21 protein-coding genes are annotated in these 20,756 nt (G+C 73.0%); 7 read left to right on the forward strand and 14 right to left on the reverse strand.

What is annotated here, in order from left to right:
- Positions 1-143: 143 nt before the first annotated feature.
- Genes ACFV3E_RS24180 through ACFV3E_RS24190 form a run of 3 tightly spaced genes read right to left on the reverse strand, consistent with a single transcriptional unit; the run spans position 144 to position 2,045 of the window.
- Positions 144-908 carry a DUF3710 domain-containing protein gene (locus tag ACFV3E_RS24180; RefSeq protein WP_500536522.1) on the reverse strand — a complete coding sequence of 255 codons (765 nt, stop codon included), beginning with the start codon at positions 906-908 and terminating at the stop codon, positions 144-146.
- A gap of 1 nt (position 909) precedes the next feature.
- Positions 910-1,443 (reverse strand): dUTP diphosphatase, encoded by a 534-nt coding sequence (gene dut, locus ACFV3E_RS24185; RefSeq protein ID WP_499514508.1) that lies wholly within the window; start codon positions 1,441-1,443, stop codon positions 910-912.
- On the reverse strand, positions 1,440-2,045 hold the full coding sequence (locus ACFV3E_RS24190; RefSeq protein ID WP_500536523.1) for a PaaI family thioesterase: 606 nt from the start codon (positions 2,043-2,045) through the stop codon (positions 1,440-1,442). Before ACFV3E_RS24190 ends, dut begins: the two co-directional genes overlap by 4 nt.
- 105 nt (positions 2,046-2,150) lie before the next feature.
- On the opposite strand from ACFV3E_RS24190, the gene ACFV3E_RS24195 reads away from it, so the two are divergent.
- Complete coding sequence (locus ACFV3E_RS24195) at positions 2,151-3,035, forward strand: SDR family oxidoreductase (protein WP_500321918.1); 885 nt, start codon at positions 2,151-2,153, stop codon at positions 3,033-3,035.
- 26 nt (positions 3,036-3,061) lie between these two features.
- Positions 3,062-3,511 carry a DUF3093 domain-containing protein gene (locus ACFV3E_RS24200; protein ID WP_500536524.1) on the forward strand — a complete coding sequence of 150 codons (450 nt, stop codon included), beginning with the start codon at positions 3,062-3,064 and terminating at the stop codon, positions 3,509-3,511.
- Between the two features lie 42 nt (positions 3,512-3,553).
- Here ACFV3E_RS24200 and ACFV3E_RS24205 read toward each other — a convergent pair whose 3' ends face one another.
- From ACFV3E_RS24205 to ACFV3E_RS24220, 4 genes are all read right to left on the reverse strand, one after another.
- Entirely contained in the window at positions 3,554-4,300 is a 747-nt protein-coding gene (locus tag ACFV3E_RS24205) for a hypothetical protein (protein WP_500536525.1), read from the reverse strand.
- Between the two features lie 14 nt (positions 4,301-4,314).
- Complete coding sequence (locus ACFV3E_RS24210) at positions 4,315-4,614, reverse strand: DUF4193 domain-containing protein (protein WP_018561848.1); 300 nt, start codon at positions 4,612-4,614, stop codon at positions 4,315-4,317.
- A 398-nt stretch (positions 4,615-5,012) separates the two neighbouring features.
- On the reverse strand, positions 5,013-6,269 hold the full coding sequence (locus ACFV3E_RS24215; RefSeq protein WP_500536526.1) for a sensor histidine kinase: 1,257 nt from the start codon (positions 6,267-6,269) through the stop codon (positions 5,013-5,015).
- A gap of 6 nt (positions 6,270-6,275) precedes the next feature.
- On the reverse strand, positions 6,276-6,929 hold the full coding sequence (locus ACFV3E_RS24220) for a response regulator transcription factor (protein ID WP_499514502.1): 654 nt from the start codon (positions 6,927-6,929) through the stop codon (positions 6,276-6,278).
- Between the two features lie 331 nt (positions 6,930-7,260).
- On the opposite strand from ACFV3E_RS24220, the gene ACFV3E_RS24225 reads away from it, so the two are divergent.
- Positions 7,261-7,434: a hypothetical protein gene (locus tag ACFV3E_RS24225; RefSeq protein ID WP_018561851.1), complete on the forward strand. Its 174-nt coding sequence runs from the start codon at positions 7,261-7,263 to the stop codon at positions 7,432-7,434.
- Positions 7,435-7,560: 126 nt separating this feature from the next.
- Here the strand turns inward: ACFV3E_RS24225 and ACFV3E_RS24230 are convergent, their stop codons facing one another.
- Both ACFV3E_RS24230 and ACFV3E_RS24235 read right to left on the reverse strand, forming a co-directional pair.
- Positions 7,561-8,361, reverse strand: a complete 801-nt coding sequence (locus tag ACFV3E_RS24230) for an inositol monophosphatase family protein (protein ID WP_500536527.1) — start codon at positions 8,359-8,361, stop codon at positions 7,561-7,563.
- 29 nt (positions 8,362-8,390) lie between these two features.
- Complete coding sequence (locus tag ACFV3E_RS24235; protein WP_500536528.1) at positions 8,391-9,515, reverse strand: ferrochelatase; 1,125 nt, start codon at positions 9,513-9,515, stop codon at positions 8,391-8,393.
- Positions 9,516-9,664: 149 nt separating this feature from the next.
- On the opposite strand from ACFV3E_RS24235, the gene ACFV3E_RS24240 reads away from it, so the two are divergent.
- The 3 genes from ACFV3E_RS24240 to sepH all read left to right on the forward strand — a co-directional run bounded on the left by ACFV3E_RS24240 (position 9,665) and on the right by sepH (position 13,620).
- A complete protein-coding gene (locus ACFV3E_RS24240) occupies positions 9,665-10,912 on the forward strand; it encodes an MFS transporter (RefSeq protein ID WP_500536529.1) in 1,248 nt (415 codons plus the stop codon).
- A complete protein-coding gene (locus ACFV3E_RS24245) occupies positions 10,869-12,191 on the forward strand; it encodes a D-arabinono-1,4-lactone oxidase (protein WP_500536530.1) in 1,323 nt (440 codons plus the stop codon). Before ACFV3E_RS24240 ends, ACFV3E_RS24245 begins: the two co-directional genes overlap by 44 nt.
- Positions 12,192-12,522: 331 nt before the next feature.
- The gene (gene sepH, locus ACFV3E_RS24250; protein WP_500536531.1) at positions 12,523-13,620 is read left to right on the forward strand and encodes a septation protein SepH; all 1,098 of its coding nucleotides are present in this window, start codon (positions 12,523-12,525) and stop codon (positions 13,618-13,620) included.
- A 76-nt stretch (positions 13,621-13,696) separates the two neighbouring features.
- Here sepH and ACFV3E_RS24255 read toward each other — a convergent pair whose 3' ends face one another.
- On the reverse strand, positions 13,697-14,536 hold the full coding sequence (locus ACFV3E_RS24255) for a sulfurtransferase (RefSeq protein WP_500536532.1): 840 nt from the start codon (positions 14,534-14,536) through the stop codon (positions 13,697-13,699).
- 128 nt (positions 14,537-14,664) lie between these two features.
- On the opposite strand from ACFV3E_RS24255, the gene ACFV3E_RS24260 reads away from it, so the two are divergent.
- Entirely contained in the window at positions 14,665-15,459 is a 795-nt protein-coding gene (locus ACFV3E_RS24260; RefSeq protein ID WP_500365625.1) for a VOC family protein, read from the forward strand.
- On the opposite strand, the gene ACFV3E_RS24265 is transcribed toward ACFV3E_RS24260, so the two are convergent.
- The 4 genes from ACFV3E_RS24265 to ACFV3E_RS24280 are packed head-to-tail and all read right to left on the reverse strand — an operon-like array spanning position 15,456 to position 20,678.
- Positions 15,456-16,100: a thymidine kinase gene (locus tag ACFV3E_RS24265; RefSeq protein ID WP_500365626.1), complete on the reverse strand. Its 645-nt coding sequence runs from the start codon at positions 16,098-16,100 to the stop codon at positions 15,456-15,458. The genes ACFV3E_RS24260 and ACFV3E_RS24265 overlap by 4 nt on opposite strands.
- 54 nt (positions 16,101-16,154) lie before the next feature.
- Complete coding sequence (locus ACFV3E_RS24270; RefSeq protein ID WP_500536533.1) at positions 16,155-17,339, reverse strand: alkaline phosphatase family protein; 1,185 nt, start codon at positions 17,337-17,339, stop codon at positions 16,155-16,157.
- On the reverse strand, positions 17,339-17,926 hold the full coding sequence (locus ACFV3E_RS24275; protein WP_499514492.1) for a DUF5998 family protein: 588 nt from the start codon (positions 17,924-17,926) through the stop codon (positions 17,339-17,341). The genes ACFV3E_RS24270 and ACFV3E_RS24275 overlap by 1 nt, the downstream gene beginning before the upstream one ends.
- A gap of 28 nt (positions 17,927-17,954) precedes the next feature.
- Complete coding sequence (locus tag ACFV3E_RS24280; protein ID WP_500536534.1) at positions 17,955-20,678, reverse strand: bifunctional acetate--CoA ligase family protein/GNAT family N-acetyltransferase; 2,724 nt, start codon at positions 20,676-20,678, stop codon at positions 17,955-17,957.
- Positions 20,679-20,756: the final 78 nt, after the last annotated feature.

Genomic DNA, 20,756 nt, shown 5'->3' on the forward strand with positions numbered 1-20,756 from the left:
CCGGTTCCCATCCGGCCCCACACGGCGCCTTGCGGCACCTTTTACGTCCACCCCGTTGACCTGCTAAAACACCGGTGGGCCGACCTGTTCTCACAGGTCGGCCCACGGGCGTTCGGCGTGTCCGGGGCGCTGGGCCCCGGGGTTCAGTGCACCTCGGTGATCTCCGGTCCACGACGCATCGGGTCGATGCCGTCGGAGAAGCGACCGGCCTCTTCCTGGGCGATGCCCTCGGGCACCATCTGGGCGTCGTTGGGCAGCTTCAGCACGATCGGGTCGCGCGGCGCCATCGGCGACTCGCCGCGGACGACGACCGTGTCGCGGAAGATCTGCTCCAGCAGGCCGGCGGTCTCGGGCTGGACGGCGCCCTGCCCGGAGATGACGCCCCGCAGGAACCAGCGCGGGCCGTCGCAGCCGACGAAGCGCACGACCTGGACGCCGTTGGCGCCGTTGGGCAGCTGCACCGGGACCTGGGCGCGCAGCTCCCAGCCCAGCGGACCCTCGACCTCGTCGACGATGCCGCCCTGCTTGGTGATGCCGGACCCGATCTCGTCGCGGACCTCGCCCCAGATGCCCTCCGACTTGGGGGCGGCGAAGCCCTGCAGCTGGACGGCGCTCTCGCGGAGCACCACGGTCGCGGCGACGATGGACTCCCCGGCCACCTCGACGCGCAGCTCCATGCCCTGCACACCGGGCACGAACAGCCCGCCCAGGTCGACCCGGCCCTCGGCCGGGTCCCTGACCTCGCTCACGTCCCACGGGCCGTCCGGCCTGGGGGCGGGCGGAAGGTTGTACCGACGGGACTCCATGGAGTCGTCCGACTCCTCGGCGTCTTCGGCCAGCTCGTCAGGGCCCTCGGCCTCGAGCTCGTCGAGGGCGTCTCCGCGCTCCTTGCGACGACGACGGAACACGTCACTGTCCTTCCCGGTCAGCGATGACCGATGCGTATCCATTGCCGGACGGACCGACCGGCGAGCCATCCACCGCGGCATGACCCCCCGTGGAGCCGAAGCCCCCTGCCGCCCGTTCCGAGCCGGGCAGCTCCGCCACCTCGTGGAAGCGGACCCGCTCGACCTGCTGGACGACCAGTTGGGCGATCCGGTCCCCTGCTGCGAACCGTACGCTCTCGCGCGGATCCAGGTTGACCACGATCACCTTGATCTCCCCACGGTACCCGGCATCAACCGTTCCCGGGGCATTCACGAGCGCCACTCCGCACCTCGCGGCCAGGCCCGAGCGCGGGTGCACGAAGGCGGCGTAGCCGTACGGCAGCGCGATCGACACCCCCGTGGGCAGCACGGCACGCTCACCGGGGGCCAGTTCGGCCGCTTCGGTGGTGACGAGGTCGGCCCCGGCGTCGCCCGGGTGCCCGTACGAAGGAATCGGGACGTCCTCGTGCAAACGGTGGATGAGGACGTCGACCGGGGGGCGACCGCCGCCGGTCACGGGTTCACCTCGAAGGCGCGCGCGACCTTGACCTGGTCGGGGTCGGACATCGCGGCCCGGATCTCCTCGGGGCGGCCGTTGTCGGTGAAGTGCTCCAGCTTGACCTCGATGAACAGCGCGTCCGCGCGGACGGCGACCGGGCCGTCCGGGCCGCCGATGCGGCCGACCGCGGTGGAGTAGATCTTGCGCCCGGCCACGGCGGTGCAGCGGGCCTGCAGGTGGAGGGTGGCACCGACCGGCACGGGCTGCAGGAAGTCGGTCTCCAGGCGGCCGGTCACGGCGATGGTCCGCAGCAGCCAGGCCAGCGAACCGAGCGTCTCATCGAGCGCCGTGGCCAGCACACCGCCGTGCGCCAGGCCCGGGGCGCCCTGGTGGGCGGGCTGGACCGTGAACTCCGCGGTCACGCTGACGCCCTCACCGGCCGTGGCCTCCAGGTGCAGGCCGTGCGGCTGCGCCCCGCCACAGCCGAAGCAGTGGTCGTAGTGCGCGCCCAGCGGTTCACCGGGAGCGGGGGCGTCGGGATGCCGCTCGGGCGCGACGGCGTCGCTCGGCGGTGTCAGGCCCGGGCGGTCCGGGCCGGCGTCGGTCGTAGCTCCACTCACGCGGGAGACCCTACCCTCCTGCGGGATCCATTCCCGCCGCCCGGCCGTTGTCCTTGCGGCCCCGCGGCCCGCCCATCACCGGAGCACCCTCCCTTGGAGCACCACATGACCCCCAGGTCCGTCGTCGTCACAGGAGCCGGGTGCGGGATCGGCCTCGCCACCACCCTGGAACTTGCCCACGCCGGTTTCGACGTCATCGGGACGGTACGGAGCGAGGAGAAGGCGGAGGCGCTGCGGGAGGCGGTGGAGCGCACCGGCGCGTCGGTGCGCACCGTGCTGCTGGACGTCACGGACGCCACGTCCTCCGTCCGGGCGTTCACCGAGATCGCCACGATGACGGACGGCGGCCCGTGGGCGGTGGTGAACAACGCCGGGATCGCCCAGCCCGGTGCGATCGAGGACGTCGACGACGAGCAGGTGCGGCAGCAACTGGAGACCAACCTGGTGGCCCCGGCACGCATCGCCCGCCTGGTGCTGCCCACGATGCGGGCCCGGCGCGCGGGGCGGATCGTCAACATCTCGTCGATCTCCGGACGGGTCTCGATGCCGCTGCTCGGCTGGTACTGCGCCAGCAAGCAGGGCCTGGAGGCGGTGACGGACGCGCTGCGGATGGAGGCCGCCCCGTTCGGCGTCAAGGTCGTGCTGGTGGAGCCCGGCTCGTACGGCACGGACATCTGGCAGCGCGGCGCGAGCCGGCTCCCGCAGCGCCGCAACTCCGCCTACCGTCACCAGTACGAGGCCGCGGAGGAGATGATCAAGCGGGAGCTGCCCTCGCCGCGCCCGGTGGCGCGCACGGTCCTGAGGGCGCTCACGGCACCGCGGCCGCTCCCCCGCTACCTGGTGGGCACCGACGCCCGGTCCTCCGCCGTCCTGGACGCCGCCCTGCCGACCGCCGCGACCGACTGGGCCAAGCAGGTCGCCACGGGGCTGCGGCGTCCCCCGCGCGCGGCGCACGCGCTGACGAGGCTGCGGTCCCGGGGCGGGCGCTGAGGACACGGCATGACAAGCTTGGTGTCATGACCGTCATGAGCTATGAGGAGCGGCTGACCGCGCCGCGTTCGTGGTGGGGCCTCGCCGTCGGCGCGGGCGTCTCACTGGCGCTGATCCTGCTGCCCTTGGGGCCCCTGGCGCTGCTCGGCGGGCTGGTGGGCGGTACGGCCGCCGGAGCGGCCCTGGTCAGCGCGTACGGCTCGCCGCGGCTGCGGGTGGTCGCCGGTTCGCTGGTGGCCGGGGACGCGAAGATCCCCGTGACGGCGCTCGGCGAGGCCACGGTGCTGGACCGGGACGAGGCCGTGGCCTGGCGGTCGTACAAGGCCGATCCGCGCGCGTTCATGCTGCTGCGCGCGTACGTGCCGACCGCGCTCAAGGTCGAGGTCACCGACCCGGACGACCCGACGCCCTACCTGTACCTGTCGACCCGCTCGCCCGAGCGCCTCGCCGCGGCCCTGCGGGACGTGCGCGTCTGAGCACACGGGCGCCCCGGCACGGGGTGCCCGGTGCCGGGTGGCTCAGCCACCGGGCCCGAGCGCGGGCGGGGGCTCCTCCTCGGCGGACAGCAGGCCCCAGGGCACCTGGCGGACGCGCAGGTCCTTGCGGATCTGCTCCGCGAGCTTCTTGGTGTCGCGCCGGTTCATCACGGCACCGACGGCCGCGCCGACCATGAACGGGGCCAGTGTCGGCAGGTTGCGCATGGTGCGCTTCATCAGCTGCTGGCGCAGCTCGCGCTTCATCCTGCCGCCGAGGGCGATGTTCAGCGTGGACGGCTTGGAGAAGTCGATCCCGCGCCGCTCGGTCCACTCGGCGAGGTACATCGTCGACCGCTGACGCAGCGTGCCCGGGGCGCGCAGCCCGTAGACCTCGTGCAGCTCGGCGATGAGCTTGTACTCGACCAGGGCGACGCCGAGGGTCTCCGAGGCCAGCTCCGCCGGCATGGCCGGCGGGGTGGGCAGCATGGCGGCGGCGCCGATGCCGGCGCCGACCGTCGCGGTGCCCATCGTGGCGGCGCCCACCAGCTTGTCGGCCAGCTCCTCGGGCCCGAGCCCGGGGAACTGGCGGCGAAGCGTCTCCAGGTCCCTGACGGGGACCCTCGGGGCCGTCTCGACGAGCCCGTCGACGAAGGTGTTCAGCGCCGCCTTGGCGCGTGCCCGTGCCCGTGCGGCACGGCCGGGGGGACGGAGCGGGACGAGATCGCCCGCCGGCCCCTCCGTTGCGCCCGCGAGCGAGGCCTCATGGCCCCGCTCGTCGTCGCTCGCCACGGTCCGGCTCTCCGTCAGGCCGCGCAGTCGCGGCAGATCGGGTTGCCGTTCTTCTCCGTCGCCAGCTGGCTGCGGTGGTGCACGAGGAAGCAGCTCATGCAGGTGAACTCGTCCGCCTGCCGGGGCAGCACCCGGACCGACAGCTCCTCATTGGAGAGGTCGGCTCCGGGCAGCTCGAGGGACTCGGCCTGGTCGAACTCGTCGACGTCGACCGTCGAGGTCGACTTGTCGTTCCTCCTGGCCTTGAGTTCCTCGATGCTGTCCTCGTTGACGTCATCGTCGGTCTTGCGTGGGGTGTCGTAATCAGTAGCCATGTATCGCTCTCCCCCTCTGGGTGTCTGCGGTGTCTCCAGCGCACGTAACGCACGGGAGGCCGGTCTTGTGCCCGGCCCGAAGCGGAGATTTTGCCTTACATCAAGTGCCGTTACTCAATCGACACCCAAACGCACCCCCGAAGAGGTGATCGCATCCGCTGCCGGTCATGACCGGAAACGGCCCGCTTGTCGCACCTTGCTCGCGCCTCCACGTGTACTTCCCGTGATCATGACCTGCGGAAACATGGATTTTTCCGGTCTTTTCCCGGAGGTCGCAATCACGGAGAGTACCCGCGGCCGGAATCGTATGTGTGATCGCTCACAGCATGCCCCCGAGGCGCGCAGACCGCAAAATTCAGCGCAAAGCGAACACGCCTCCGGGGGTGTCGTGTGACGGGTCACACGGGGATGACAACCCGCATGACCAGGCCACCTCCCTCGCGCGGGACCGCGCTGATCGTGCCGCCGTGGGCCCGGGCGACGGACTTGGCGATGGAGAGCCCGAGACCGACGCCCTTGTCACTGCCCGTGCGCTCGTTGCCCAGCCGACGGAAGGGTTCGAACAGATTGTCGATCTCGTACGCGGGGACGACGGGACCGGTGTTGACGACCGTCAGGACCGCGGAGCCCGCCTCGACGCCCGTGGTGACCTCCACCCAGCCCTCGTCCGCGACGTTGTACCGGACGGCGTTCTGCACCAGGTTCAGCGCGATGCGCTCCAGCAGCACCCCGTTGCCCTGGACGACCGCCTCGCCCAGCGCGGCACGCAGCTCCACGCCCTTGGCGTCGGCCTCGCTGCGGGTCTGCTCCAGCGCCTGGGTGGCCGCCTCGGCGAGGTCCACCGGCTTGCGGTCGACGATCTCGTTGTCGCTGCGGGCGAGCAGCAGCAGGCCCTCCACCAGCTGCTCGCTGCGCGTGTTGGTGACGAGCAGGTTCTTCCCCAGCTGTGCCATGTCCGGGGAGGCGTTGGGGTCGGCGAGCTGGACCTCCAGCAGCGTGCGGGTGATCGCCAGCGGCGTTCTCAGTTCGTGGGAGGCGTTGGCGACGAAGCGCCGCTGGGCGTCGAAGGACCGCTCCAGGCGCTCCAGCATGTCGTCGAAGGTGTCCGCCAGCTCCTTGAGCTCGTCGTCCGGGCCGGTCAGGTGGATCCGCTGGGTCAGGTCGGAGCTCACCACGCCGCGCGCGGTGCGGGTGATCCGGCCGAGCGGCGCCAGCACACGGCCGGCCAGCAGGTAGCCGAAGGCGAAGGCGAGCACGGCGAGACCGACGAGCGCGAACAGCGAGCGCTTCAGCAGGACGTTCAGGGCGGTCTCGCGCTGCACGGCCAGGCAGTGGACGTAGGCCTTGTTGAAGGCGTCGGGGTTGGTCGGGCCGGTGGGCAGCTCGGGACACAGCCCGGTGAGCGACAGCCGGCCTGCCTCGACGTGGAACTGCGCCTCGGTGCCCTGGCGGATGGCCTGGGCCGCCAGCAGGTAGATGATCCACAGCAGTATCACCCCGGCGATCAGGAACATGCCGCCGTAGAGGAGGGTGAGCCTTATCCGGATCGTGGGGCGCAGCAGCGGCATGGGGCGGGCGGCCGGCTTCGGGTCCCAGGTGGGCTTGGGCGGGATGGCCTGCGACGCGGGCGGGGTCGTCGGCGAGGGCGCGGGCACGGCGGATCAGATCCGGTAACCGGAGCCGGGCACGGTGACGATCACCGCGGGCTCCCCGAGCTTGCGGCGCAGGGTCATGACGGTGACGCGCACGACGTTGGTGAAGGGGTCGGTGTTCTCGTCCCAGGCCTTCTCCAACAACTGCTCCGCGGAGACCACGGCACCCTCGCTGCGCAGCAGGACCTCCAGCACCGCGAACTCCTTGGGGGCCAGGTGGACCTGGCGGCCCTCCCGGGTCACCTCGCGGCGGTTGGGGTCGAGCTTGATCCCGGAACGCTCCAGCACCGGCGGCAGCGGCGCGGTCGTACGGCGCCCGAGGGCCCGCACGCGGGCGGTCAGCTCGGTGAAGGCGAAGGGCTTGGGGAGGTAGTCGTCCGCGCCCAGCTCCAGCCCCTCCACGCGGTCGCTGACGTCGCCCGCGGCGGTCAGCATCAGGACGCGGGTCGGCAGGCCCAGCTCCACGAGCTTGCGGCACACGTCGTCCCCGTGGACGACCGGCAGATCGCGGTCGAGGACGACGACGTCGTAGTCGTTGACCCCGATCCGCTCCAGGGCGGCGCCGCCGTCGTAGACGACGTCGACGGCCATGGCCTCACGGCGCAGTCCGGTGGCTACCGCATCGGCGAGCAGTTGCTCGTCCTCGACGACCAGTACGCGCAAGGCGCTGTTCCTTCCCTAGGCACTTCTCAAAGAGCCGTGCACAGCCCGCGTGCGCAGGCTGAACGTCCCTCCATCCTGCACCGGGAGGCCGTAAAACAGGGGTAAGAGCAGTTGGCGCCTAATTCTTCGCGTCCCGGAGGTTTCCCCTCCGGCGGGCCTGGGGAGGACGACTGCACACCCCCGATCACGCCCCCAGGGCGTCCGCAACTCCCGTGGCAGTAGCCGCTGTGTGATCCGAGGGGTCCCCGGACAAGACCTGTGAACGACCCCGCACATCGCACGACCCCGAATATCCCTGTGTCAACCCACGACGACGAGGGGGCGCCACCTGATGGACGCATTCACCACTGGAATCCTGCAGCGCATACACAGCACCGAATCGGACCTTCTGCGCGCCCGCGAGGACGGGGACGAGTTCCTGGCCGAGGTCGAGGAGGCCGAACTGGCCGACCTGCGCCGCCTCGCCGCTGAGCACGGCGTCCAGGTGCTGCCCAAGATCGCCTGAGATCGCCCAGGGCGGCACAGCCGAACGCCGCGCCCCGGACACCTGGACAGGTGCCGGGGCGTTCGCGTGCCCGCCGCCGGTTCCCATGGGCCGGCCTGCCGTCACGGGAAGGGGCGTCAGCGGCCCTCAGTCGTGCCAGGCGCCGAGTTCGTCGAGCCGGCGCTGCAGGGGCTCGAACAGTCCCGGCGGGGCCGCCACGGTCAGCTCCGTGGACTCCGGCACCCCCGGGCGGCCGCCGGTCAGGGCACCGGCCTCGCGGGCGAACAGCGCGCCCGCCGTGTAGTCCCACGGGTTCAGGCCGCGCTCGTAGTAGCCGTTGAGGCGGCCGCAGCCCACGTCGCACAGGTCGATGGCGGCGGATCCGCCGCGGCGTATGTCCCGCACCTGCGGCACCAGCTCGCGCAGCACCCTCGCCTGGCCCTCGCGGCGCTCCCGCAGGTAGCCGAAGCCGGTGCCGATCAGCGCCTGGTCCATCGGCGGCGCCGGGCGCCCGGCGGCCGGCCGGTCGCCCACCCACGCGCCCCGGCCCAGCACCGCGCGGTAGCTCTCGCCGCGCATCGGGGCCTCGACGACCCCGACGAGCGTCTCGCCGTCCCGCTCGGCCGCGATGCTCACCGCCCACGACGGCAGGCCGTACAGGTAGTTCACGGTGCCGTCCAGCGGGTCGATCACCCACCGGACCCCGCTGGTGCCCGGGGTGCTGGCGCCCTCCTCGCCCAGGAGCCCGTCGTCCGGACGGCGCTCGATGATGAAGGAGGCGATCAGCTTCTCCGCGGCGATGTCCATCTCGGTGACGACGTCGATCGGACTGCTCTTGGTGGCGGCCACGCCGAGGTCGGCCGGGCGGCCGTCGCGCAGCAGCTCGCCCGCCCTGCGGGCGGCCTCGAGGGCCACGGCCAGGAGTTCGTCCTTGAGGTGGTCGTTCACGGTACTCCTCGTGCGTTCGGGTACGTCGGTCACTCGGCGCCCGCGGCAGCGGGCCGGGGGCTGCGCGCCGGGCAGCAGCCCACGGGGCACACGTCGTGGCTGGGCCCGAGCGCGCCCAGCGCGCACCGCTCGGGGGTCAGGCCCCGCTCGGTGGCGGCGCGCTCCAGCACCAGCTCGCGCACGGCGGCCGCGAAGCGCGGGTCCGCGCCCACGGTGGCGGCGCGGGCGACGGGCAGGCCCAGTTCCGCGGCCTTGGCGGTCGCCTCGGTGTCGAGGTCGTACTTGACCTCCATGTGGTCGGAGACGAAGCCGATCGGCACCATGACGGCGGCGGGGGCGCCGGAGGCGTGCAGCTCCTCCAGGTGGTCGCAGATGTCGGGCTCCAGCCACGGGATGTGGGGGGCGCCGCTGCGGGACTGGTAGACGAGCTTCCACGGGCGGTCGGTGCCGGTGGCCTCGCGGACAGCGTCGGCGATCACCCGGGCGGTGTCCAGGTGCTCGGCGACGTAGGCGCCGCCCTCACCGTGGTCCTCGGGGCGGCCCGAGGTGTCGGCGGCCGCGGTGGGGATCGAGTGGGTGGTGAACGCCAGGTGCGCCCCGTCCCGGACGTCCTCGGGCAGCGTGGCGAGGGCGGTCAGCACCGCGTCGGCCATGGGCCGGACGAAGCCGGGGTGGTTGAAGTAGTGCCGCAGCTTGTCCACACGGGGGACGGGGTGTCCTTCGGCCTCCAGGGCGGCCAGGGAGTCGGCGAGGTTCTCGCGGTACTGCCGGCAGCCGGAGTAGGAGGCGTACGCGCTGGTGGCCAGGACCAGGATCCGGCGGTGGCCGTCCCCGGCCAGCTCGCGCAGCGTGTCGGTGAGGTAGGGCGACCAGTTGCGGTTGCCCCAGTACACCGGCAGGTCGAGGCCGTGCCCGGCGAAGTCCTTGCGCAGCGCCTCCAGCAATTCGCGGTTCTGCGCGTTGATGGGGCTGACCCCGCCGAAGAGGAAGTAGTGCTGCCCCACCTCCTTCAGGCGCTCGCGGGGGATGCCACGGCCGCGCGTGACGTTCTCCAGGAAGGGGACGACGTCGTCGGGCCCCTCGGGCCCCCCGAAGGACAGCAGGAGCAGTGCGTCGTACGGAGTGGCGGTGCCGGCCTCGGTGTGATCGGACATGTTCCGATCCTGCCACCCGGGGGTGACGGCCGAGGAACCGGGAAAATTCGCTTGCGCTCCCTTTGTAAGCTGTGTGAGGCAGTCACATTCCTTACTCCGGCCCCCATCTCAGCCCCCGAACACCGGCGACGAAGCCGTTGGAGCGCCCTGTGCCCAGTCCCTATCGCGCGATCTTCTCCACTCCGGGGACCAGGGGTTTCTCGGCGGCGGGCTTCATCGGCCGGATGCCGCTGTCCATGCTCGGCATCGGCATCGTGACGATGATGTCCCAGGTCACCGGCCGCTACGGGATCGCGGGCGGGCTCGCGGCCACCCTGGCGCTGGCCGGGGCGGCGCTGGGTCCGCAGGTCTCCCGCCTGGTCGACCGGTACGGACAGCGCAGGGTGCTGCGCCCGGCGGCCGGGGTGACGGTGCTGGCGGTGGCGGGCCTGCTGGTGTGCGTACGGACCGGGGCTCCGGACTGGGCGCTCTTCGTGTGCGTCGCGCCGGCGGGGACGACCCCGAGCCTGGGCGCCATGGTGCGGGCCCGCTGGGCCATGATCCACCGGGGGTCGCCCGCGCTGCTGCACACCGCCTACTCCTTCGAGTCCGTCGTCGACGAGGTCTGCTTCATCGTGGGCCCGATCCTGTCGATCGGGCTGTGCACGATCTGGTTCCCGGAGGCGGGGCCGCTGCTGGCCGTGCTCTTCCTGGCGGCCGGGGTGTGGCTGCTGAGCGCGCAGCGCGCCACCGAACCGCCGCCCCACCCGCGCGAACAGCACACCCCCGGCTCCGCGCTGCGCTCCCGCGGGCTGCAGGTGCTCGTGCTGACCTTCGTCGCGACCGGGGCGCTCTTCGGTGCCGTGGACGTGAACACCGTGGCCTTCGCCGAGGAGCAGGGCCACAAGGCCGCGGCGAGCGTGGTGCTGGCGGTGTACGCGGCGGGTTCCTGCCTCGCGGGAGTGCTTTTCGGCCTGATGAAGCCGACGGGAACGGCCTCCCGTCGCTTCCTCCTGGGCGTGGTGGCCATGGCCGTGAGTATGATCCCGCCACTACTGGTCGGGAACTTGCCGTTCCTGGCCGTGGCGCTGTTCGTCGCGGGCCTTTCCATCGCACCGACGATGGTCACCACCATGGCGCTCGTCGAGCAGTTGGTACCGCGCGCGAAGCTGACCGAGGGCATGACGTGGACGAGCACGGGGCTCGCGGTCGGTGTGGCGCTCGGCGCCTCTCTGTCCGGGTGGGTGATCGACGCGGCGGGGGCCCGGGCCGCGTTCGCGGTGCCCGCCTCCGCCGCGGCGCTCGCCGTGGTGGCGGCCTTCCTGGGGTACCGCCGGCTGGAGCCGGCGCCTGAGCTGGAGGGGACGCGTGCGCATGGCTACGACGAACAGGACCGCCGGGAAGGCCACATGGCGTAACTGGGCGGGCAACGTGCGGGCCCTGCCCGCGCGGACCGAGTCACCCGCCTCGGTGGACGAACTGGCGGCCGTGCTCCGCAAGGCGGCGGCGGACGGGCTCCCGGCCAAGGCGGTCGGCACCGGGCACTCCTTCACCTCGACGGCGGCGACCTCGGGCGTCCTGATCCGGCCCGAGCGGATGACCGCGGTGCGGGGCGTCGACCGCGAGGCCGGCACGGTCACGGTGGAGGCGGGCGTCCAGCTCAAGCACCTCAACGCGCTGCTCGCCGCCGAGGGCCTGTCGCTCACGAACATGGGCGACATCATGGAACAGACCGTGGCCGGCGCGACCAGCACCGGAACCCACGGCACGGGCCGCGACTCGGGCTCCATAGCCGCCCAGATCAAGGCGCTGGAACTGGTGCTCGCCGACGGTTCGGTGCTCACCTGCTCTGCGGAGGAGAACGCCGAGGTCTTCGCCGCCGCCCGGATCGGGCTGGGCGCGCTCGGCGTGGTCAGCGCGCTCACCTTCGCGGTCGAGCCGCTCTTCCTGCTCGCCGCGCGCGAGGAGCCCATGCGCTTCGACCGGGTGGTCGCCGAGTTCGACCAACTGGTCGAGGAGAACGAGCACTTCGAGTTCTACTGGTTCCCGCACACCGACGGCTGCAACACCAAGCGGAACAACCGCAGCCAGGGGCCCGCCGCCCCGGTCCCGGGCGTGCGCGGCTGGATCGACGACGAGTTCCTCTCCAACGGGGTCTTCCAGGCGGCCTGCGCCGTGGGCCGGGCGGCGCCCGCCCTCATCCCGGGCATCTCCCAGGTCTCCAGCCGGGCCCTGTCGGCCCGCGCCTACACCGACGTCCCGTACAAGGTGTTCACCCATCCACGTCGTGTGCGTTTCGTGGAGATGGAGTACGCGGTGCCGCGCGAGGCCGCGGTGGAGGTGCTGCGCGAACTGAAGTCCATGGTCGAGTCCTCGCGGTTCAGGATCAGCTTCCCCGTGGAGGTGCGGGTCGCCCCGGCGGACGACATCGCGCTGTCGACGGCCTCCGGCCGGGACACCGCGTACGTCGCGGTGCACATGTACCGCGGCAGCCGGTACCAGGAGTACTTCACGGCGGTCGAGCAGATCATGACCGCCCATCAGGGGCGCCCCCACTGGGGGAAGATCCACACCCGGGACGCGGACTACTTCGCCAAGGCCTACCCGCGCTTCGCCGAGTTCACCGCCCTGCGCGACCGGCTCGACCCGGAGCGGCTGTTCCGCAACGACTACCTGCGGCGGGTGCTCGGCGAATAGTTCCACTTGTGTGGTTTTTGTGAAGATCCCGCCCCAACTCCCTTGGCGCGCGCGAAGTTCGACGGCGCGGCGCCCCACCGACGTGGCCCAAATGGAGTACTGTGACAAATCCTGGCTCCGGGGGGAGACGGCGCACTCGTCCCGGGGTGCCGTCGATCGAACCGGAGACGCTTGACGCCGAGTGGTTCGTTTGGTCACTCAGCGTTGCAAATAGGTAACCGTGCCATAACGGCGAGTCACGGCACATGCCCGACACGCCGGGAAACTCAGCAAGGTTGTGGCAGGCTGCACCCGGGCAGGTCACACTCGTCCATCGGGAGCAGCGACGCACGTGACGTCGGCAGGCACCACCCGGGAGGTAACCGTGCCCGAACTGCGTGTCGTGGCCGTCAGCAACGACGGCACACGACTGGTGCTCAAGGCTGCCGACAGCACGGAGTACACGCTTCCGATCGACGAACGCCTGCGTGCCGCCATCCGCAACGACCGGGCGCGGCTGGGCCAGATCGAGATCGAGGTCGAGAGCCATCTGCGTCCGCGCGACATCCAGGCGCGGATACGAGCCGGTGCCACCGCGGAGGAGGTCGCGCAGCTCGCCGGGATCCCGGTGGAGCGCGTCCGGCGCTTCGAGGGCCCCGTGCTGGCGGAGCGCGCCTTCATGGCCGAGCGGGCCCGCAAGACCGCGGTGCGGCGTCAGGGCGAGAGCACCGGTCCGCAGCTCGGTGAGGCCGTCGCCGAGCGGCTGCTGCTGCGCGGCGCCGAGAAGGACAGCGTCCTGTGGGACTCCTGGCGACGTGACGACGGCACCTGGGAGGTGCTCCTCGTCTACCGGGTGGCCGGTGAGCCGCACTCCGCGAGCTGGACGTACGACCCGCCGCGCCGGCTCGTCCAGGCCGTGGACGACGAGGCGCGCGCGCTCATCGGGGAGACGACCCAGGAGGCCGCGCAGGAGCCGAGCTACCCCTTCGTGCCGCGGATCGCGCGGCTGCCGCGCGACCGTGCGCTGGAGCGGCCCGACCGCGCCGAGCGGGCGGAACGCACGGCCGAGGAGCGGGCGGAGGAGGAGCGCGACTCCCTGACCAGCCTCCTGGAGGCGGTCCCCAGCTTCCGCGGCGACATGGTGGTGCCGGCCCAGGCGGGGCCGCCCACCGTCACGCCCGACACGCCGGCCGCGGCAGCGGTCACGGAAGACGGTCCCGACACGCCCGGGGCGGAGGAGGAGGCGCCGCCGGCCCCCGCCGCGAGCGCCGGCGCGGGCTCCGCGTACGCCGACGTCCTGATGCCGCGTTCGGTCGGCGCCCACCGCGACCGGCTGGTCGGGTCCACCGACCGCCAGGCCGAGGCGGACGGGGTCCGTCCTGGGCGGCGGGCGACGGTGCCGAGCTGGGACGAGATCGTCTTCGGGAGCCGGCGCAAGAAGCAGGACTGACCGGGGCACGCTGCCCCTCGGGGGGTGCCCCGGTGCGGTCCTCCGTGTGGGCCGGCCGCCGGCCGCCGGCGCCCTGTCAGCCCGGTTGCGGCCCGGTCGCGACGTCGCGGCCCGCCGCGGACCACTCGCTCCAGGAGCCGACGTAGAGCGCCGCGGGGATGCCGGCGACCGCCAGGGCCAGCACCTCGTGGGCGCCGGAGACGCCCGAGCCGCAGTAGACGCCGACCTCGGCGCCGGGCGTGGCGCCGGCCTTGCCGAAGCGCGCCGCCAGTTCATCGGCGGCGAGGAAGACTCCGGTGTCCGGGACGACGTTCTGCGTGGTCGGGGCGTTGACCGCGCCGGGGATGTGACCGGCGACGGGGTCGATGGGCTCGGTGTCGCCCCGGTAGCGCTCCGGCGCACGGGCGTCCAGGAGGACGCCGCGGCGGGCCAGTGCCGCCGCCTCGTCGGCGGTGAGCACGGGAAGCCCGCCCGGCGCCGCGGTGAAGTCGCCCTCCTCGTCGGCGGGGACGTCCGCCTCGAGGGGCAGTCCCGCCGCCGTCCACGCCGCGAGCCCGCCGTCCAGGACGCGGACCCGCTCGTGCCCGGCCCACCGCAGCAGCCACCACGCGCGGGCGGCGCCCCAGCCGAGACCGCCGTCGTAGACCACGACGTCGCGGTCCGGGCCGACGCCTGCGCGGCGCATGGCGGCGGTGAACACCGCGAGGTCCGGGAGGGGATGGCGGCCCGCCTCCCCGGGCGGTCCGGCGAGTTCGGTGTCCAGGTCGACGTAGTGCGCGCCGGGCAGATGACCGGCCTCGTACGCGGGACGGCCGGGCGGCCCGCCCAGTTGCCAGCGGACGTCCAGAAGGGCGGCGCCTGCCGGGACGCCCTTCGGCGGCGCGGCCAATTCGGTTACGGTAATGACAGGATGCATAAGCCCATTGTGGTCACCCGGCGCGGGAAACCTGCGGCGCGGCCCCGGTCCACGTCACACCTGGTGGTGCGAGCATCGCTGTGGCACGTCCCCTGCAAGCCCGAGCGTTGCTCCCCAGGAGAGAATTGATGACCGAGGTAGGGAACCGCCACCCGCACGGCACCCCGTGCTGGGTCAGCCTGCTGGCTCACAGCGTCGAGGCCACGCAGGAGTTCTACAGCCATCTGTTCGGCTGGGAGTTCCACCCCGGTCCCCATTCGCTGGGCCTGTACGTGCGCGCCACGCTGGACGGGAAGAGCGTGGCCGGCATCGGCGAGCTGCCCAGGGACCGGCACCTGCCGATCGCCTGGACGACCTACTTCGCCACGGACGACGCCGACAAGACCGCCGAGCTGATCCGGATCTGCGGCGGCACGGTGGGCGTCGGCCCGCTCGACGCGGACGACGCGGGGCGGCTGGCCGTCGCCTCGGACCCGATGGGCGCGGTGTTCGGGGTGTGGCAGGCCCGGCACCACCGCGGGACCGAGGTCTTCGGGGTACCGGGCGCGCCGGTCTGGAACGAGCTGGTCACCCGGGAGACCTCGCTGGTCGGCAAGTTCTACTCGGTGGTCTTCGGGCTGGAGACCGACGCGGTCGTCTCCACCGACTTCGACTACCTCACGCTCCACCTCGCCGGCCGTCCGGTCGGCGGGATCCACGGCGTCGGCCGGGCGCTGCCGCGCGACCGCGGGGCGCACTGGATGACGTACTTCGAGGTCGCCGACACCGACGCCGCCGCCCGCCAGGTGACGGACCTGGGCGGGACGGTCATCCGCACGCCGCGCGACTCCGAGTACGGCCGGCTGGCCACCGTGGCGGACCCCGAGGGCGCCGTCTTCACCGTGATCCGGTCCCGGCCGCAGCCGGGGGGCGGCGGCAGCTAGTCGACCGGCAGGACGTCCGGCGAGATCGCCGCCGCGCGCGCCGCGGCCGCGGTCATCCGCCGGATGTGGTGGCGGCGGCAGAGCACCTCGTAGCCCATCTTCGCGCCGGGGCGGTTGACGTCGCCGACGACGACCTGCTCGCCCTCGACGACCATCTCCCCGCCCACCGTACGGGCGTTGTGCGTGGCACGGGCGCCGCACCAGCACAGGGCCTCGACCTGGAGCACCTCGATCCGGTCGGCCATCTCCACCAGGCGCCGGGAGCCGGGGAAGAGCTTGGTGCGGAAGTCTGTGGTGATCCCGAAGGCGAAGACGTCCAGCCGCAGGTCGTCGACGATGCGCGCGAGCTGGTCGATCTGGTCCGGGGTGAAGAACTGGGCCTCGTCGACGATGACGTAGTCGGCGCGGGCGCCGCCGGACAGGTGCGTGACGAGGTAGCCGTAGAAGTCGAAGTCGTCGGCGGCCTCGACGGCCTTGGTCTCCAGGCCGAGCCGGGAGGAGAGGACGCCCTCGCCGGCCCGGTCGTTGCGGGTGAAGATCAGGCCCTCCAGGCCGCGTGCCGAGCGGTTGTGCTCGATCTGCAGGGCGAGGGTGCTCTTCCCGCAGTCCATCGTTCCGGAGAAGAACACGAGCTCAGGCATGAGGAGGAGGCGGCCTTTCGGGGCGGGGCGGTGGGCGGTGGGGAGGGAGGCGCGTCAGGTGCGGACTTCGAGCAGCGGCACCAGTTGCTCCACGGGGGTCATCGAGCCGTGCAGGCCGACCATGGTGGACTCCCCCGGCTCGGAGCGGGTGGCGACGATCGCGATGTCGTCCCGGGCGACGGCGACGACGTCGCCGATGCGGCCGAGCACCCGGTCCTCCACGACGGGCCCGAACCAGCCCGCGGCGACCGCCTCTTCACGGGAGGCCACCCACATCTGCTCGCCGAGCACCTCGCTCCACACCGCGTGCACGTCGGCTGCGGCACCGGGCACGGCGTAGACGTGACGGGCCCGGGCCTCGCCGGCGAGGACGGCTACGCCGGCGCGCAGCTCCCAGTCCTCGTCGAAGTCGATCCGGGACTCCGGGTCGAAGGGGATGTCGATCATGCCGTGGTCGGCGGTGATGTAGAGCGCGCTGCGCGGCGGGAGCTGCTCGGCGAGCCGCTGGGCGAGCCGGTCGGCCATCATCAGCTGGCCGCGCCAGGCGTCGGAGTCGACCCCGTGCCGGTGGCCCATGGAGTCCAGCTCGCTGTAGTACGTGTAGACCAGCGCCCGGTCGGTCGCGGCGAGCCGCTCGGCGGTGAGGTCCATGCGCTCCTCGCCGCTGAGCCGCCCGTGGAAGGTGCCGCCGCTGAGGGCGATCTTCGTCAGCGGGGTGTGCTGGAAGGTGGGCGAGGTGACCTGGCAGGTCTCGATGCCGGCGGCCTGGGCGAGCTGGAAGACCGTGGGGTACGGCTGCCAGGCGTACGGGTCGGTCCACGGCTGCCAGCGCAGCTGGTTCATCAGCTCGCCGGTGTCCGGGTTCAGCACGGTGTACCCGGCCAGGCCGTGCGCGCCGGGCGGCAGCCCGGTGCCGACGGAGGCGAGCGAGGTCGCGGTGGTGGAGGGGAAGCCCGCGGTGATCGGCCGGCCGCTGCCGGTGGCCGAGCCGGCGATCAGGGAGGTGAGGAACGGCGCCTCGTCGGGATGCCGGCGGATCAGCTCCCAGCCCATGCCGTCGACGAGGAACACGCAGACCCGGTCGGCGGGCGCGAGGTCGAGCGCCGTCCGCGGGGCGCCGGTGATGCCGAGCCCGGCGGCGACCGCGGGCAGCAGGTCGCTCAGCGAGCCGCTGCCGTAGCGCGGGGCGGGCGCGGCGTACGGATCGAGCGGTTCGTAGGACGGGGCGGGATGGACCATCAGGAGGCCGCGCCCGCGGTCGCCTCGGAGAGCGCCTGCGCGAAGGCGAGGGCCTGGCGGACGGTCTCGGGGCCGTCGCCCGCCTCGCTGACCCGCAGGCTCAGGTCGTCGGCGCTGGAGGAGCCGGTGTAGCCGTGGTCGGCCTCGCAGTTGGGGTCGCCGCAGGCGGCGGGCTCCAGGTCGATGCGGCTGACCGCGCCCCAGCCGATGGTCAGCACGACCTCGCGGGGCAGGGTGCCCGGGGTGTACGACTCGGGGTTGGCGACGACCCGGCTCAGCACGACCGACGAGATCCGCTCAAGCTTGACCGACTCGGTGGAGGTGGTGGCGTAGGGGCTCGGGGAGGTGTCGTCGGCGCTCTGCTCGTCGGTGTGGCTGACGATGAAGCGGGTGCTGGTCAGCACCAGGACGGTGACGTGCCGGCGGACCTCGTTCGCGTCGAAGGTGGTCTCCTGGTGGACCAGGTACGAGGCGACCGCCTCCCCACCGACGGAGGCCTCCACGGCCTCGGCCACGAGGGCGGGGTAGTAGCCGCTGCGCTCGATCGCCGCGCGCAGCCCCTGGGTCGTCGTACCGGTCTTCGCCATGGCGACCATCCTAGTGCGGAGCACGTGTTCAGAAGGACGACAGTGCGCGAGGCCCGAGGTCCGTGCGGGCCGGGGGCCGCGCGAGGCGCACGGAGGCGCCGAGCACGGTGAGGCCGGCGGGGGCCACCACGACCGGTTCGAGGTCGACGGAGACCACCTCGGGCAGGTCGTCGACCAGCCGCGACACCCGCAGCAGCAGCTCTTCCAGGGCGCCGGTGTCCACCGGCTCCGCGCCGCGCCAGCCGAAGAGCAGCGGGGCCGCCTTGATGGAGCGGACCAGCTCGGCGACGTCCCGGTCGGTGGCCGGGACCAGCCGGTGCGCCATGTCGCCGAGGAGTTCGGAGGGGGCGCCGGCGATGCCGAAGGAGAGCACGGCGCCCGCGGCCGGGTCGACGGTGGCGCGTACGACCGTGTCGACGCCGCGCGGTGCCATGGCCTGCACGACCAGGTGCAGCTCCTCGGGCTTGCCCAGCCGGGCGGTCAGCTCCTCGAAGGCGCGGCCGAGGTCGTCGGGGCCGGCGATGTCCAGGCGTACGCCGCCGAGGTCGGCGCGGTGCCGCAGGTGGGGCGCGGTGGTCTTGAGGGCGACCGGGTAGCCGAGCCGCCGGGCCGCCTCCAGGGCCGCGTCGATACCGGGGGCGGGCAGCGTGGGCCGGACCGTGATGCCGTAGCGGGCCAGCAGGGCGGCGGCCGCCAAGTCGTCGAGGGGGACGCCATGGGTGTCCCCGGCGGGCTCCGCCGCCTCGTCGAGCAGCCGGGTGACGTCCTGGCAGGCGCCCGCCTCGTCGACGTCCTCGAACTCCGGCACCCTGCCGGGCACCTGGGCGTCCCTGCGCCACTGGGCGTAGGCGGCGGCCCTGGCCAGTGCCTTCACGGCGCGCTCGGCGGCGCCGTACGCGGGGATGCGGACGGCGGCGAGGCGGGTGGCCATGGCCTCCAGGGCGGTGTGGACGATCACCACGGGCTTGCCGGTGCCGGCCTCGTCCGCGGCGGCGTGGAGGGCTTCGGCCAGCGCGGGGTCGTCGCTGCCCGCGGGGGCCTCGCCGAGGTCGGAGCCCACGCGCGGGATGGCGGTGACCACGACGGCGTCGTGGGCGGGGTCGGTGAGGGCGGCGGTGAGGGCGGCCCGGAAGTCCTCGGGGCCGGCGGCCGTGGTGAGGTCGAGCGGGAGGCCCGGTTCCAGCCCGGCGGTGAGGCAGGCGTCGTAGGTGAGCAGGCCGAGCGACTCCGAGTTGCCGAGGACCGCGACACGGGGGCCCGCGGGCAGCGGCCGGCACGACAGCAGCAGTCCGGTGTCGAGGAGCTCGGTGACGGTGTCGGTGCGGATGACGCCGGCTTGCCGCAGCAGGGCGGAGACCGTGCTGTCCGGGATGCGGGCGGGGGGCACCGCGTGCCCGGGCGGGGCGGCCGCCGAGTGCCGGGCGCCCTTGACGACGACGACCGGCTTGACGGCGGCGGTGCGCCGGGCGAGGCGGTAGAACTTGCGCGGGTTGCCGAGCGTTTCGAGGTAGAGCAGGGCGACGTCGGTGGCCGGGTCGTCGTACCAGAACTGCAGGATGTCGTTGCCCGAGACGTCCGCCCGGTTGCCGGCGGAGACGAAGGACGACAGCCCGGCGCCGCGCCGGCGCAGCCCGGACAGCAGGGCGATGCCGATGGCGCCGGACTGGGTGAACAGGCCGAGCCGTCCGGCGTCCGGGGTCTGCGGCGACAGGGAGGCGTTGAGCCGGACGTCCTCGGCGGAGTTGAGGATGCCGAACGCGTTGGGGCCGATGACGCGCATCCCGTACGAGTGGGCCTGCCGCACCAGGGCGCGCTGCCTGCGGCGGCCGTCGGCCCCGGACTCGGCGTAGCCGGAGGAGATCACCAGCAGGCCCAGGACGCCGTGCCGGCCGCATGCGTCGACGGCCTCGGCGACGTCGTCGGCGGGCACGGCGATCACGGCGAGGTCGACGGTGTCGGGGATCTCGGCGACAGAGCGGTGGGCGGGGACGCCCTCGGGGTCCAGGGTGCGCAGGTCCTCGGGGAAGGAGCGGTTCACGGCGTGGACGCGGCCGGTGTAGCCGCCCGCGACGATGTTCCGGAGCAATCCGCGGCCGACGCCGCCCGGCCGGCGGCCGGTGCCGATGACGGCCACCGAGGCGGGGGCGAGCAGCCGCTGCACGGAGCGGGCCTCGGCGCGCTGCTCGCGGGCGCGCATGACGGCGAGGGACTGCTCGGTGGGCTCCAGGTCGCATTCGAGCCGGACGACGCCGTCGGTGAAGCTGCGCTGCTGGGTGTAGCCGGCGTCGGTGAAGACCTTGATCATCTTGCGGTTGGAGGGCAGCACCTCGGCGATGAAGCGGCGGATGCCGCGCTCGCGGGCCACCGCTGCGATGTGCTCCATCAGGGCGGAGGCCACTCCGCGGCCCTGGTGCGCGTCCTGGACCAGGAAGGCGACCTCGGCCTCGTCGTCGTCGGTGCGGTCGTAGCGGACGGTCGCGATGAACTCGCCGCCGACCAGGGCCGCCAGGCCGACGCGGTCGCGGTAGTCGTGGTGGGTGAAGCGGTGCACGTCCCGGTCGGAGAGCCGGGGGTAGGGCGCGAAGAAGCGGTAGTACTTGGACTCGTCGGAGACCTTCTCGTAGAAGCTCACCAGCCGTCCCGCGTCGTCCGCCGCGATGGGCCGGACGTGGGCGATCCCGCCGTCACGCAGGACCACGTCCGCCTCCCAGTGGACCGGGTAGTCGCGCTCTGCGGCGGACGGCGTCGTCATGGCCCAAGCGTACGGGCACCTGCCGGTCGCGGGACCGGTGCGACGATGTGGGGACGGACCGATGTCCGAGGCATGGCA

The organism is Streptomyces sp. NPDC059718, from assembly GCF_042733315.1.
Lineage (GTDB): Bacteria > Actinomycetota > Actinomycetes > Streptomycetales > Streptomycetaceae > Actinacidiphila.